This is a genomic window from Mammaliicoccus sp. I-M35, from assembly GCF_022386455.1.
Classification (GTDB): Bacteria; Bacillota; Bacilli; order Staphylococcales; family Staphylococcaceae; genus Mammaliicoccus; species Mammaliicoccus sciuri_A.
In genome coordinates this window covers 305,483-318,870 of sequence record NZ_JAJNIL010000001.1, presented here as the reverse complement: position 1 = coordinate 318,870, position 13,388 = coordinate 305,483, and the positions used below count along the sequence as shown (strand labels likewise).

Genomic DNA, 13,388 nt, shown 5'->3' with positions numbered 1-13,388 from the left:
TAAATGAAGTTTGGAGTTATCGGACATCCTATTAGCCATTCACTTTCACCGATTATGCATGCAGCAAATTTTGAAGCATTAGGTAGAGAAGATGAATATGGTGCTTTAGATATCCCACCAGAACAATTTAAACAAATTAAAGAAATTATAAATGAAAAAGCTTTAGATGGATTTAATATTACAATACCGCATAAAGAATCCATCTTGCCTTATTTAGATGAAGTATCATCAAATGCTAAGCATATTGGTGCTGTTAACACCGTTCTAATACAAGATAATAAATGGATTGGGTATAATACAGATGGTATTGGTTTTGTTAAAGGTTTAATTGAACATTATGGTAGTATTCAAGATCGTAAAATTTTAGTACTCGGTGCTGGTGGTGCGAGTAAAGGTATTGTTTCGGAAATGCAGAAGTTCACGAATCATAAAATAACAGTAGCAAATAGAACGATGTCTAGATTTGATAATTGGCAAATTGATATAAATACAATAAGTCTTACAGATGTTCAATCTATTCTTCACACATTTGATATTATTATTAATACGACACCGGTAGGCATGAATACTCAGCATAGTGAATTCATTATTCCTGTGGAGAAGATAAGTAAAAGTAGTTTAGTTTGTGATATTATCTATATTCCTGACAAGACACCGCTACTCAAAGCATGTGAACAAGCAGGTATTGCAATATATAACGGATTGGATATGTTCGTTTATCAAGGCGCAGAAAGCTTTAAAATATGGACTGGACAAGAAGCTCATATAGAATCAATGAGAAATAAAGTACAAGAGGAACTTAAAAGGAGATTATTATGTTAACAGGTAAACAAAAGAGATATTTAAGAAAAGAAGCGCATCATTTAGATCCAATTTTCCAAATTGGTAAAGGTGGATTAAATGACAATATGATAGAACAAGTGCAAGACGTACTTGAAAAAAGAGAATTGATCAAAATTCATATCTTACAAAACAATATGGATGATCATAAAGAAGTAGCTGAATCAATCGCTGAACAAGCAGGTGCTGAACTCGTACAACTTATCGGTAATATTATTGTCTTATATAAAGAATCTAAAGAAAATAAAAGATTAGAACTACCATAATATTATGAAAAAGCTCATGATCTATGGAGGTCAATTTAATCCAATTCATATTGGACATATGTTAGTTGCGAGTGAAGCATATCAATTTGTTCAACCTGATAAATTCATTTTCTTACCAAGTTATCAATCACCACTTAAAGAACATAACGAATCGTATTTAATAGAATCAGAACGTGTAAAAATGTTAGAATTAGCTATTGAAGATTTGCAATTCGGTGAAGTTGATGAGAGAGAACTTAATAGAAAAGGTACGAGTTACACATTTGATACGATTAAAGAATTTAAACAAGAATTTCCTGATTATCAAATATATTTTGTAATCGGTTCAGATCAATACGAGAATTTGCATAAATGGAGAAACATTGCAGAATTGAAAGAATTATTAACATTTGTCGTAGTTAATAGAGAAGTTGATAAACAAGATGTAAAAGAAGGAATGTTAGCATTACACATTCCTAGAATGGATGTAAGCTCAACAGACATTCGCAATAGATGTAAAAATCGTCAATCTATAAAGATGCTCGTTACGCCACGAATTGAAAGATATATCAAAAGGGGACGATTGTATGAAAATTAAAAAAGCAGTCAAATTGGTTGAAGAAACATTACCATCAAAAAGATATAATCACTCTATGAGAGTAGCCGAAACAGGTAAGAAAATGGCAGAAATCTTTGATGGTGATATGAAAAAAGTTGAATTAGCAGGTATACTGCATGATTTATGTAAATATGAAGAACTTTCAGCGTTATACCAAAGTGTAACGCAATATGATCTAGGGCAAGATTTATTAAGTTATGGCTCAGAAATACTACATGGACCAGTTGCTGCTGCAAGGCTTAAAGATCAATATGATATAAATGACGAAGATATTTATTATGCAATTTATAATCATACGACTGGTAGAGCACAAATGAATAAGACTGAAAAAATAATTTTTATTGCTGACTATATTGAACCTAAAAGAACAACTCCAGGTGTAGATGAAATTAGAGATATTGTCTTTAAAGAACGCAACTTGGATAAAGCAGTTTATGAAATATCAAAACGTACAGTGTTACACTTAATTAATAAGGATAAAACAGTACATTTAAAAACTATAGAATGCTTAAATTATTATAATATGCATTCAGAACAATAAAGGAATGGTTAAATGAATTCAAATGATTTAATGAAACAAACGTTACTAGCATGTGATGATAAACGTGCTGAAGATATTATTGCAATTGATATGAAAGGTATTAGCGATATAGCTGATTATTTTGTTGTATGTCATGGTAACAGTGACAAGCAAGTTCAAGCTATTGCAAGAAATGTTAAAGACGAAGCGGAAATAAATGATGTATTAGTAAAAAGACTAGAAGGCTTTAATGAAGCAAGATGGGTATTAATTGATTTAGGCGATGTTGTTGTACACGTATTCCATAGAGAAGAACGTGATTACTACGATTTAGAAAGATTATATAAAGACGCACCAATTATTACACTAAATGAGGTAGCACAATAATGGCATACAATCGTATGAGTCATTATTATGACCTTCTGACTGAAGATCAACCATATGATAAATGGAAAGACATTGTCGGTCATTATGTTACAGGTAATGATAACGATATTTTGGATATTGGTTGTGGGACAGGACGCTTAACAGAGCAATTATTAGAATATGGTCGTGTAAGTGGACTTGATTTAAGTGAAGAGATGTTAGAAGTAGCTGAAAGTCGTAATCCTAATATAAATTGGTATTGCCAAGATATGAGAGATTTAGACTTACCACAAAGTTACAATGTAATTACCATCTTTTGTGACAGCTTGAACTATATAACCGACCCTGAAGAAGTTCTTCAAGTATTTAACTATGTTAATCAATTTTTAAATGATGGTGGATTACTTATATTTGATGTGCATTCACTATATAAGATGAATCATCAATTTAATAACCGTAACTATATTGATGAAACCGAACAATTAACATTAGCATGGCAAGCAATTGCTGGTGAAGAACCTAATAGTGTATATCATCAAATGTCATTTTTCATCGAAAGAGAAGATGGACTTTACGAACGATTCGATGAAGAACATTATCAAGTCACATATGAAATCGACCTTTATAAACAACTTTTAGACTTTGCTGGATTTAAAGTTGAAAATGTATTTACTGATTTCAATATTGAACAATTTGATGAAAAAGGCGATAGACATTTTATAGTTGCACGAAAGTAATTTAGAACACTTCCTACGTTTAATTATGTAGGAGGTGTTTTTTTGAAATACATTCATAAAATAAAAGAATGGATAATAGAGAATTATCAACTTGCAATCATCATGATTGTTGTATTGTTTTTTATTTGTAATAGCCTTTTGACTGGTAATGATGATCATGAAGCTATTATTCATCAACAAGATACTATAAATGAAGTTAAACAACAGTCTTCAGAAGAGAAGCCAGTTGATAAGATGGATGAATCTAAATTTACTAAAGATGTTGATCGAAATGTCGTAGTAGATGTGAAAGGAGCTGTTAATTATCCCAATACATATTCAATGTCTTCAAAGGATCGCGTACATGATGTGTTAAAGAAAGCTCAAACAAAGCATAATGCAGATTTGTCTAAAATCAATCTATCAGAACGACTTAAAGATCAAATGTATATATATGTTCCAATAACTGGCGAACATGTGCCAAGTGTTAATACAAACCAATCTTCTAATGATAAAGTAGAAGTTAATATCAACACAGGAGATAAATCAGAAATTGAAAAATTACCTGGTATCGGTCCGAGTAAAGCAGATGCCATTTTACAATATAGAGAAACAAATGGAGAATTTAAAACTGTGGATGATTTGAAGAAGGTCAAAGGATTTGGAGATAAAACAGTAGAAAGTTTAAAAGACTTTATCGTTTTAAATTGAATTGCATTTATACTTGTTAAATTTTACAATAAGAATATATGAAAGGTAGGTCGATGTGTAATGGATAGAATTGAATGGAAAGAATATTTTATGGCTCAAAGTCATCTATTATCATTAAGGTCAACATGTGAAAGATTATCTGTTGGTGCAACAATCGTTAAAGATAATAGAGTGATTGCTGGTGGATATAATGGCTCTGTTTCAGGAGAAGAACATTGTATAGATAATGGCTGCCTTGTAGTGGACGGTCATTGTATTAGAACCATTCATGCTGAAATGAATGCGATTATACAATGTGCTAAGTTAGGTGTTTCCTCAGAAGGTGCGACTATTTATGTTACACATTTCCCTTGTCTAAACTGTACGAAATCAATTATACAAGCTGGTATTAAACAAATTTATTATGCTGACGATTATCATAATCATACATATGCAATACAATTGTTAGAACAGTCTGGTGTACACTATGAAAAAATTAATTTCCATCCAGAAGACATTATTAAATATCTAAAGTAAGGACTAATATATAAGATGTGGTTTTATTTTGCACTTTATTTATTGTCCGGTTTAATTTTCTTTGTACATCCCTATGTAAGTATAGTCATGCTCATTATCTTAGTTATAAGTTGCTATATTAAATGGCAATCATTAAAAATTTTGGTGATGAGCTTTATTTTTTTTATGATAGGTTGCTTAATTTATCCGAATGATCCAATACAATATTACGAATCATTTAATGTTTCAAAAAATCATAAAAATTATACTGAAGTGATTCAGTTTGGAGATAAGATAACGATTGATGGAGATGCTTTTCAAGCTGAAGGACAAATCCATAATCAAACGTATAAAGCATTTTATACGATTAAAAATGAAAAAGAAAAGCTTAAACTTCTGAAGAAAATGCCTTATTTAAAAAATTGCCGTATTACTTACTCTGTTAATCAAACTTTACCTAATACTAACGCATTAAAATTTCAATACTTTGAGTTTTTGCAAAATCATGATATTAAAGGTGTTATTAAGATAGAACACTTATTTTTAAATACTTGTTCGAATCGGTCATTAACTATTATCGAACGTATTCAACTATATCGAACGAATTTAATTCATGAAATGAAACAACTTGATTTAGATGGTGTTGATGATATTATTGCGCTCACATTAGGTGATACAAGTTATTTAAGTGAAGAAAGAATAGATCAACTTAAGAAATTAGGTATATATCATTTATATGCTGTAAGTGGATCACATGTCGCATTGTTAAATATATTTTTATTTAAATTATTACTTAGAATGAATATCAAATATCATCATGCCGAGAATATGATATTTATATTGTTACCAATATACGCTGTCTTAACTGGCTTAAGCCCGAGTGTTCTTAGAGCAGTAGGTGTAGTAATGGTTTATATGATTTTGAATAAAATCATGAAAATAGACGCTTTACAAATCCTATCTATCACTTTCATTGTTTATACAATTTATAATCCTCACATTATTTTCGATATTGGTTTCCAATTATCTTATATTGTCTCCACGTTTATCATTTTATGTGTACCACTTATAAAGTCTTTCAATACAATCCATAAAATCATTACGATCAATGTCGTATCTCAATTATCCTCATTTGTCATATTACTGATTCACTTTAATACTTTTCAATGGTTAGGGTTTATAACAAACTTTCTTTTTATTCCACTTTTTGAATTAATTATTTTTCCACTTGTGATGTTATTCATGTTGATGTTTGCAACTTTTGGTAAAGTTCCAAATTTATTTACAACACTAATAGAAATCTGTATGAATCAAACTTTTAAATTAATAGATGTTATGAGTCGTATTCCAATAAACGAGTTGGTCGTTAGAAATCTAGCCGAATGGATATATTTAATCGTCCTTATAGTTGTAGTACTAGTCTTAACTTTATTTATTAAAAGGAAATATATTAAATTTTTACTACTTTTCACGATGTTAGTCTTTGCAATCATATACCATTTTAATCATAATGAGGTTATTTTAAAATTTCTTGATATTGGCCAAGGAGATGCAATGATAGCTTATCATCATGATGTAAATCAAATTGTGATGATCGATACGGGTGGTAAAGATAAATTGAAGAAGAAACCGTGGCAAACTAGAAGTAAAATATCAAATTATACAGATTCAATTATTGTGCCTGAACTTAAAGAAAAGGGATTTCAAAAGATTGATTATTTAATCATCACACATCCACATGCAGATCACATGGGAGAATTAGCTACTTTGAGTAAAAGGGTATCAATCAAACATTTAATTATTAATAAAAAGACTTGGGATAGCCGTGAATTAAAACATTTGTTAGAAGAGGTTAAAGAAACGAACACACAAATTGTAGATAGCTCAAATTTGAATGAATTAAAGATTGGAGAATCGACATATAAATTTTTCAATCAAAATAGTCCGAATTATGAAGATAAGAATGATACATCAATCGTAACTGAAATCACTACGTTTGGCAGTACGATATTAACGACGGGTGATGCAACAGAAAAGGTAGAGGAAAGTATATTGAGTCAACTTAAAGGGCATTATGATATTTTAAAAGTAGCGCACCATGGTAGTTTGACAAGTACAAGTGATCGCTTTTTATTAAAAGCAAAGCCACATATTTGTGTCATAAGTTCTGGTCGACATAATAGGCATGGACTTCCGAAAGAGGCTATTGTAAATAAACTTAAACAAAACAATTGTAAAGTGTTCAATACACAAGATTACGGAATGGTGCAATTTGAAATCAATAAAGACAACATGATAATGACAAATGGACTACAAGAACATAATAAAAAAGCTTACAATCGACAGTAGTCGTTTGTAAGCTTTATATAAATGGATTTGATATATTAGTTTGGTAGTAAACTGAATACTTGTGCAATAATATAAATTGCTGCTAAGAATACGAAACCAATTATAAATCCAAATCCAGAGTCTTTAACATCATTGTTACGCCCTTGAGTATTTTCACCTTCAAATCTGTTCATATGACTCCCTCCTATACTTACTTTCATTATATGATATTAAACTTAAAAATGCTATACTTAATTAGAACTTTATAAGAGAGGGAGACTTATTTTGGAAGACAATATTGTATTGAATTATGGTGCAGTAAATGCACTTATTGAGAAAAAATCTGACGAAATTATAAATCAATATTTAGGTGGAGAAAGAGACGATTTCAATTATGTTAAATTTGATTTATATGAAACACCTATTTCAAGCGCGATAGAAGAATCATTAACTTTACCATTCCTCTCAGACAAAAAAGTTGTACATGTTAAGAATGCTTACCTTTTTACAGGAGAAAAAGTTAGTACTCAAATCAATCAAAATATCGATCAATTAATTCAATTTATTGAACAATATGATGGTGAAACGTTAGTCGTATTTGATGTGTTTAATGAGAAATTAGATGAAAGAAAGAAACTCGTTAAAACAGTTAAGAAAAATGCAAGGCTCAATAAAATTGACCAAATGACTGAACAAGAAATAAAACAATGGATTAAATCTTATTTGCATGAACAATATAAAGATATAAAAGAAGATGCACTAATAGAATTTTTAGAACTGACAGGTATTCAATTTAATATTATTAAAGCAGAATTAGATAAATTAGTGTTATTTATTGGTGATGAAGCGGTTATTAATAAACAAGACGTTAAAGAAATTGTGAGTCGTTCTCTAGAACAGAATGTATTTTTGTTAACGGAATATATTCAGAAGGGTCAAAAAGAAAAGTCTATTAATTTACTGAAAGACTTAATCAATATGAAAGAAGAGCCGATTAAGCTGTTAGCGTTAATCACAAGTAATTATCGCTTGTATTATCAATGTAAGATTCTTGCTGGTAAACATTATAGCGAACAACAAATAGCCAAAACGATTGGTGTACATCCATATAGGGTTAAACTGGCACTTCGTATTACGAGAAAGCTATCACTCGATCGTTTATTAGCGACTATTGATATTTGTGCTGATACAGATTACCAATTGAAATCTTCATATATGGATAAAGTACTCATATTAGAACTTTTCATTTTAAAAATATAAGATATGAGGTTGGTATTTCATGCCATAAAAAAGAGCGTGACACAGAATGTTCTGTGTCACGCTCTCACATAATTAGTTAGCTTTTGACATTAAGCTTGATTTAATTCTATCAGCTTTATTTGAATGAATTAGATTGTTTTTAGAAGCTTTATCAACTTTTTTAACAGCTAATGAAACTAATTCAGCTTTGTTTTCAGCATTGTTTTCGATTGCAGTTTTAGCAGCTTTAACAGCTGAACGCATATCATTTTTTTGTGAAATGTTAGCAGCGTCTTTCTTTTCTGTTACAGCAACGCGTTTAATAGCAGATTTAATGTTTGGCATGAGAGTCACCTCCTAAATATGTTGTCCGTGATCAAAGAATTTTTGATTGCAACAAAAAATATTTTATCAAATGTAGGGCATAAGTGCAATGATTATTTACACATTCCTTATAAAGCATAACACTTTATTGATAGTTTGATAATACGTTTGCATTTATTTCATAAAGACGGTATCATATCAAAGATGCGACTTACATTTAATACATGTAAAATTAACGAGAAAGTTGGAGTTCAAATGGACAGAACTAAACGCCTAGAGCGCCAAAATAAAATTAGAAACTTTTCTATCATTGCTCATATTGACCATGGTAAATCTACGTTAGCTGATAGAATTTTGGAAAATACAAAAAGTGTAGAATCACGTGAAATGAAAGAACAATTATTAGATTCTATGGATCTTGAAAGAGAACGTGGTATAACAATCAAACTTAATGCTGTTAGATTAAATTATACTGCTAAAGATGGGGAAACATATATCTTACATTTAATTGATACACCGGGGCATGTCGATTTTACATATGAAGTTTCAAGATCACTCGCAGCATGTGAAGGTGCGATTTTAGTTGTAGATGCTGCACAAGGTATCGAAGCTCAAACGTTAGCAAACGTATATTTAGCATTAGACAATGACTTAGAATTAATACCTGTTGTTAATAAAATTGATTTACCTGCAGCTGAACCAGAGCGTGTTAAACAAGAAATTGAAGATGTAATTGGTTTAGATGCAAGTGATGCAGTACTTGCAAGTGCTAAATCTAATATTGGAATTGAAGACATATTAGAGAAAGTTGTAGAGATGGTACCACCTCCAGAAGGTGATCCAGATAACCCATTACAAGCGCTTATTTTTGATTCTTCTTTTGATGCTTATAGAGGTGTAATTTCTTCTATACGTGTTGTTGAAGGTTCAGTTAAAGCTGGAGACAAAATTCAAATGATGTCTACAGGTAAGACATTTGAAGTTACTGAAGTGGGGATTAATACACCGAAACAACTTCCAGTTGATACGTTATCTGTCGGAGATGTAGGATACATTGTAGCTTCAATTAAAAATGTTGGAGATTCCAATGTTGGTGATACTATTACTTTAGCTGACAGACCTGCTGAGAAGCCTTTAAAAGGGTATAAAAAGATGAATCCAATGGTATTCTGTGGATTATATCCAATTGATAATAGTAAATACAATGATTTAAGAGAAGCACTTGAAAAGCTTCAACTTAATGATGCATCTTTAGAATTTGAAGCTGAAACTTCTCAAGCTTTAGGCTTTGGTTTCAGAACAGGATTCTTAGGTTTACTACACATGGAAATTATTCAAGAAAGAATTGAAAGAGAATTTAATATTGAACTGATTGCGACGGCACCGTCAGTTATTTATGAATGTGAATTAACAGATGGACAAAAATTACAAATTGATAACCCATCACAATTCCCAGACCCGCAAAAAATCAACAGAATATATGAACCGTATGTTAAAGCAACAATGATGGTACCGAATGATTATGTGGGCGCTGTAATGGAACTTTGTCAGAAAAAACGTGGTAACTTTAAGACGATGAATTATTTAGATGATATTCGTGTCAATATTATTTATGAACTTCCATTATCTGAAGTCGTATTCGATTTCTTTGATCAGTTGAAATCTAATACGAAAGGTTATGCATCGTTTGATTATGAATTAATCGGATATCAAGAAAGTAAACTTGTTAAAATGGATATTTTATTAAATGGTGATAAAGTAGATGCATTAAGCTTTATTGTCCATAAAGAGTTTGCTTATGATAGAGGTAAAGCAATAGTAGATAAATTAAAAACATTAATTCCAAGACAACAATTTGAAGTACCAGTTCAAGCAGCAATTGGTAATAAAATAGTAGCTCGAACAAACATTAAATCTATGGGTAAAAATGTTTTAGCAAAATGTTACGGTGGGGATATTAGCCGTAAACGTAAATTACTTGAAAAACAAAAAGCAGGTAAAGCTAAGATGAAATCAGTAGGTAATGTGGAAATTCCACAAGATGCTTTCTTAGCCGTGCTTAAAATGGATGAAGAATAATTTTGAAACAGCTGCATAATATGTAGCTGTTTCTATTTTTAAAGGAGCGTTTATATGGCAAAAAGTGTATATATTCATATACCTTTCTGTGTGAGAATTTGTACTTATTGCGATTTTAATAAGTTCTATATTGCTAATCAGCCGGTAGATGAGTACTTAGATTGTTTGATAAAAGAGATGTCAACGAGAAAAGATAAAGAAGTTGAGACTGTCTTTGTTGGTGGAGGTACACCTACAGCATTATCTGAAGCACAACTTGAAAGATTACTGCAAGCTATTAACGATTTATTTGTGATTACAAAAGAGTATACATTTGAAGCTAATCCAGATGAATTAACAGAAGCAAAAATAAAATTACTCAAACAATATGGTGTGAACAGATTGTCATTAGGTGTTCAAACATTTGATGATGAATTGTTAAAAGTATTAGGAAGAACTCATCATAGTGACGATATTGAAAAAGCCGTTACATTATCTAGAAAACATAAAATCCCTTCTGTAAGTTTAGATCTTATGTTTCATTTACCAGGTCAAACATTAGAACAATTTGATGATTCACTTAATAAGGCACTATCACTTGATGTAGATCATATTTCAAGTTATGCCCTTATACTTGAACCTAAGACGCAATTCTATAATTTATATAGAAAAGGGCGTTTGAAGTTACCTAATGAAGATTTAGGTGAAGAAATGTATCAACATTTGAAAAAGAAATTAGCAGATTCTAACCTAAATCAATATGAAATCTCAAACTTCTCGAAAGAAGGGCATGAATCTCTTCATAATAAAGTATATTGGAAAAATGAAGAATATTATGGTTTCGGTGCAGGTGCTCATGGTTATATTAATGGTGTACGCTATGGCAATATTAATCCGGTTAATCAATATATTAAGAAATTAAAGAATGGTGAAATGCCTGTATTGCAAAGTACAGAAGTGTCATTGAAAGAACAAATGGAAGAAGAAATGTTTCTTGGATTGAGAATGACAAAAGGTGTTTCTAAATCAAAATTCAAAAATAAGTTTGACCAATCAATAGAAGATGTATTTGGTCAACATGTGAAAGAACTCATTGAACAAGAATTGTTACTAGATGAAGAAGACTATTTACGCTTAAGTAATCGCGGACAAATAATCGGAAATGAAGTGTTTGAGAAGTTTTTATTAAGCTAAAAATATGTATTAAAAAAAGATATAAAAATTGAATGCTTTAACGTTGACTTTCTTTGACCAATTTGATAAATTATAATTAGCACTTAGGAAGATAGAGTGCTAATCGAGGTGATGACATGATTACTGAGAGGCAATTACAAATTTTGAATGTAATTGTTGAGGATTATGTTGAGTTAGGACAACCAATTGGTTCTAAGTCGATTATTGAAAGGCATCAATTGCCGATTAGTCCAGCGACAGTTAGAAATGAAATGAAACAATTAGAAGATTTGAACCTTCTTGAGAAGACACATACGTCATCAGGTCGTATTCCTTCTGAACAAGGGATTAAGTATTATGTTAATCAATTACTTGAGACTAAATCTCAAAGTAAGAAAAGTTTAAATTGGTTTGAACATTTTCAAGATAAAAATCAATATGATGTCAACGCAATGCTTAAATGGTTAGCATTAGAAATTTCAAATCGTTCACATTATACAACTGTAGTACTCGGACCGAATAAATTTTCAAGATTTATATTTGAAATTCATTTTGTGAGAGTCAGCCCAACTCATCTCATGGGCGTCATTGTATTTACAGATGGTTATGTAGAGAAAGTTCATATTCAAATTCATGAATCTTTAAATCAATTACAGATTGAGAAATTTATGAACTACTTAAACCAGTATTTTAAGCAAAATACTTTAACTACAATGATAAAAACGTTAGAATCATTATCGTTGTCATTCATTGATCAAGAATTTATTACTAATTTTAAACAAGCGTTATTAACGCAAATTAATGATCATAATGAAGAAATGTTTCTAGGTGGTAAGATGCACCTAATTGACGCGTTAGATGTAACAAATGTATCTATGATTCAATCGATTTTAAAGTATCTTGAATCTGAACGTATCGCTCAATTTTTAAATGAAACTTCTAATGATTCGATAAGTGTCAAAATTGGACAAGAAATTAATAAAGATTTACATGGTATTTCGATTATAAGTACCAATTATGAAATTTCTGGTGATATAACTGGTCATTTAGCCGTTATTGGTCCAACTGCAATGCATTATAACAAAGTGATTCAACTTTTGAATCATTTTTAAATAAGGAAAGAAAATGGAGGGCATGAAATGACGGAAGAAAAGCAAAATGAACAATTCGATGAAACTAATGATCAAACTCAATCTGTCGCTACTGAAGAAGTAGAAGCAAATGAAACTGAAGAAAATGTTGAAGAGGTTGAGCAAGATAAAGTAGTCGAAATTCCGGAAGCTGAACTCGAACAACTTAAACAAAAAGCAAATGAAGAAGAAGAAAAATACTTACGTTTATACGCTGAGTTTGAAAACTATAAACGTAGAATGAAACAAGAAGCAAGCATTATTAAAGATTATCAAGCACAGCGTGTACTTACAGATGTATTACCTGCGCTAGATAATATGGATCGTGCACTTAAACAAGAAGGTGAGTCTGAAGACTTCTTAACTTTCAAAAAAGGTGTAGACATGGTTTATAACGATTTACTTAAATCATTAAAAGATAATGGTTTAGAAGAAATCGAATCTTACAACCAACCATTCGATCCAAATGTACATCAAGCAGTAATGCAAGATAACAATCCTGACTTTGAATCAGGTGTTGTAACTGAAGAGTTACAAAGAGGATATAAATTGAAAGATCGTGTTTTAAGACCAGCAATGGTTAAAGTAAACGAATAATGAACTCGATGATTAATTAATTATAAA

At 30.6% G+C, this 13,388-nt stretch carries 16 protein-coding genes; 14 read left to right on the top strand and 2 right to left on the bottom strand.

Annotation, left to right across the window (positions count from 1 at the left end; genetic code table 11):
• Window positions 1-3 precede the first annotated feature (3 nt).
• The 9 genes from aroE to LQ679_RS01550 all read left to right on the top strand — a co-directional run bounded on the left by aroE (window position 4) and on the right by LQ679_RS01550 (window position 6,861).
• Window positions 4-822 (top strand): shikimate dehydrogenase, encoded by an 819-nt coding sequence (gene aroE / locus LQ679_RS01590; protein ID WP_239762005.1) that lies wholly within the window; start codon window positions 4-6, stop codon window positions 820-822.
• Entirely contained in the window at window positions 816-1,106 is a 291-nt protein-coding gene (yhbY, locus tag LQ679_RS01585; protein WP_103360667.1) for a ribosome assembly RNA-binding protein YhbY, read from the top strand. The genes aroE and yhbY overlap by 7 nt, the downstream gene beginning before the upstream one ends.
• 4 nt (window positions 1,107-1,110) lie before the next feature.
• Window positions 1,111-1,683 (top strand): nicotinate (nicotinamide) nucleotide adenylyltransferase, encoded by a 573-nt coding sequence (nadD, locus tag LQ679_RS01580; RefSeq protein WP_037588369.1) that lies wholly within the window; start codon window positions 1,111-1,113, stop codon window positions 1,681-1,683.
• Window positions 1,673-2,245: a bis(5'-nucleosyl)-tetraphosphatase (symmetrical) YqeK gene (gene yqeK, locus LQ679_RS01575; protein ID WP_037588367.1), complete on the top strand. Its 573-nt coding sequence runs from the start codon at window positions 1,673-1,675 to the stop codon at window positions 2,243-2,245. The genes nadD and yqeK overlap by 11 nt, the downstream gene beginning before the upstream one ends.
• Before the next feature lie 12 nt (window positions 2,246-2,257).
• Entirely contained in the window at window positions 2,258-2,611 is a 354-nt protein-coding gene (gene rsfS, locus LQ679_RS01570) for a ribosome silencing factor (protein ID WP_025904219.1), read from the top strand.
• Window positions 2,608-3,327 carry a class I SAM-dependent DNA methyltransferase gene (locus tag LQ679_RS01565; RefSeq protein WP_371683272.1) on the top strand — a complete coding sequence of 240 codons (720 nt, stop codon included), beginning with the start codon at window positions 2,608-2,610 and terminating at the stop codon, window positions 3,325-3,327. Before rsfS ends, LQ679_RS01565 begins: the two co-directional genes overlap by 4 nt.
• A 42-nt stretch (window positions 3,328-3,369) precedes the next feature.
• The gene (locus LQ679_RS01560; protein ID WP_126477530.1) at window positions 3,370-4,017 is read left to right on the top strand and encodes a helix-hairpin-helix domain-containing protein; all 648 of its coding nucleotides are present in this window, start codon (window positions 3,370-3,372) and stop codon (window positions 4,015-4,017) included.
• A 60-nt stretch (window positions 4,018-4,077) separates the two neighbouring features.
• Entirely contained in the window at window positions 4,078-4,533 is a 456-nt protein-coding gene (locus tag LQ679_RS01555) for a ComE operon protein 2 (protein WP_037588364.1), read from the top strand.
• A 147-nt stretch (window positions 4,534-4,680) separates the two neighbouring features.
• The gene (locus tag LQ679_RS01550) at window positions 4,681-6,861 is read left to right on the top strand and encodes a DNA internalization-related competence protein ComEC/Rec2 (protein ID WP_239762004.1); all 2,181 of its coding nucleotides are present in this window, start codon (window positions 4,681-4,683) and stop codon (window positions 6,859-6,861) included.
• 35 nt (window positions 6,862-6,896) lie between these two features.
• Here LQ679_RS01550 and LQ679_RS01545 read toward each other — a convergent pair whose 3' ends face one another.
• Window positions 6,897-7,034 carry a YqzM family protein gene (locus LQ679_RS01545; protein ID WP_075577996.1) on the bottom strand — a complete coding sequence of 46 codons (138 nt, stop codon included), beginning with the start codon at window positions 7,032-7,034 and terminating at the stop codon, window positions 6,897-6,899.
• Between the two features lie 91 nt (window positions 7,035-7,125).
• Here LQ679_RS01545 and holA point away from each other — a divergent pair, with 91 nt between their 5' ends.
• Window positions 7,126-8,100: a DNA polymerase III subunit delta gene (gene holA, locus LQ679_RS01540; RefSeq protein WP_159315594.1), complete on the top strand. Its 975-nt coding sequence runs from the start codon at window positions 7,126-7,128 to the stop codon at window positions 8,098-8,100.
• Window positions 8,101-8,172: 72 nt separating this feature from the next.
• Here the strand turns inward: holA and rpsT are convergent, their stop codons facing one another.
• Complete coding sequence (gene rpsT, locus LQ679_RS01535) at window positions 8,173-8,424, bottom strand: 30S ribosomal protein S20 (protein ID WP_025904213.1); 252 nt, start codon at window positions 8,422-8,424, stop codon at window positions 8,173-8,175.
• Between the two features lie 234 nt (window positions 8,425-8,658).
• Between rpsT and lepA the strand changes: the two genes are divergently transcribed.
• The 4 genes from lepA (at window position 8,659) to grpE (ending at window position 13,361) form a co-directional block, all read left to right on the top strand.
• Entirely contained in the window at window positions 8,659-10,482 is a 1,824-nt protein-coding gene (lepA, locus tag LQ679_RS01530; RefSeq protein ID WP_239762003.1) for a translation elongation factor 4, read from the top strand.
• A gap of 54 nt (window positions 10,483-10,536) precedes the next feature.
• Window positions 10,537-11,655, top strand: a complete 1,119-nt coding sequence (hemW, locus tag LQ679_RS01525) for a radical SAM family heme chaperone HemW (protein ID WP_159315595.1) — start codon at window positions 10,537-10,539, stop codon at window positions 11,653-11,655.
• Between the two features lie 116 nt (window positions 11,656-11,771).
• Window positions 11,772-12,746 carry a heat-inducible transcriptional repressor HrcA gene (hrcA, locus tag LQ679_RS01520; RefSeq protein WP_037588352.1) on the top strand — a complete coding sequence of 325 codons (975 nt, stop codon included), beginning with the start codon at window positions 11,772-11,774 and terminating at the stop codon, window positions 12,744-12,746.
• A gap of 27 nt (window positions 12,747-12,773) precedes the next feature.
• Window positions 12,774-13,361 (top strand): nucleotide exchange factor GrpE, encoded by a 588-nt coding sequence (gene grpE, locus LQ679_RS01515; RefSeq protein ID WP_037588350.1) that lies wholly within the window; start codon window positions 12,774-12,776, stop codon window positions 13,359-13,361.
• Window positions 13,362-13,388: the final 27 nt, after the last annotated feature.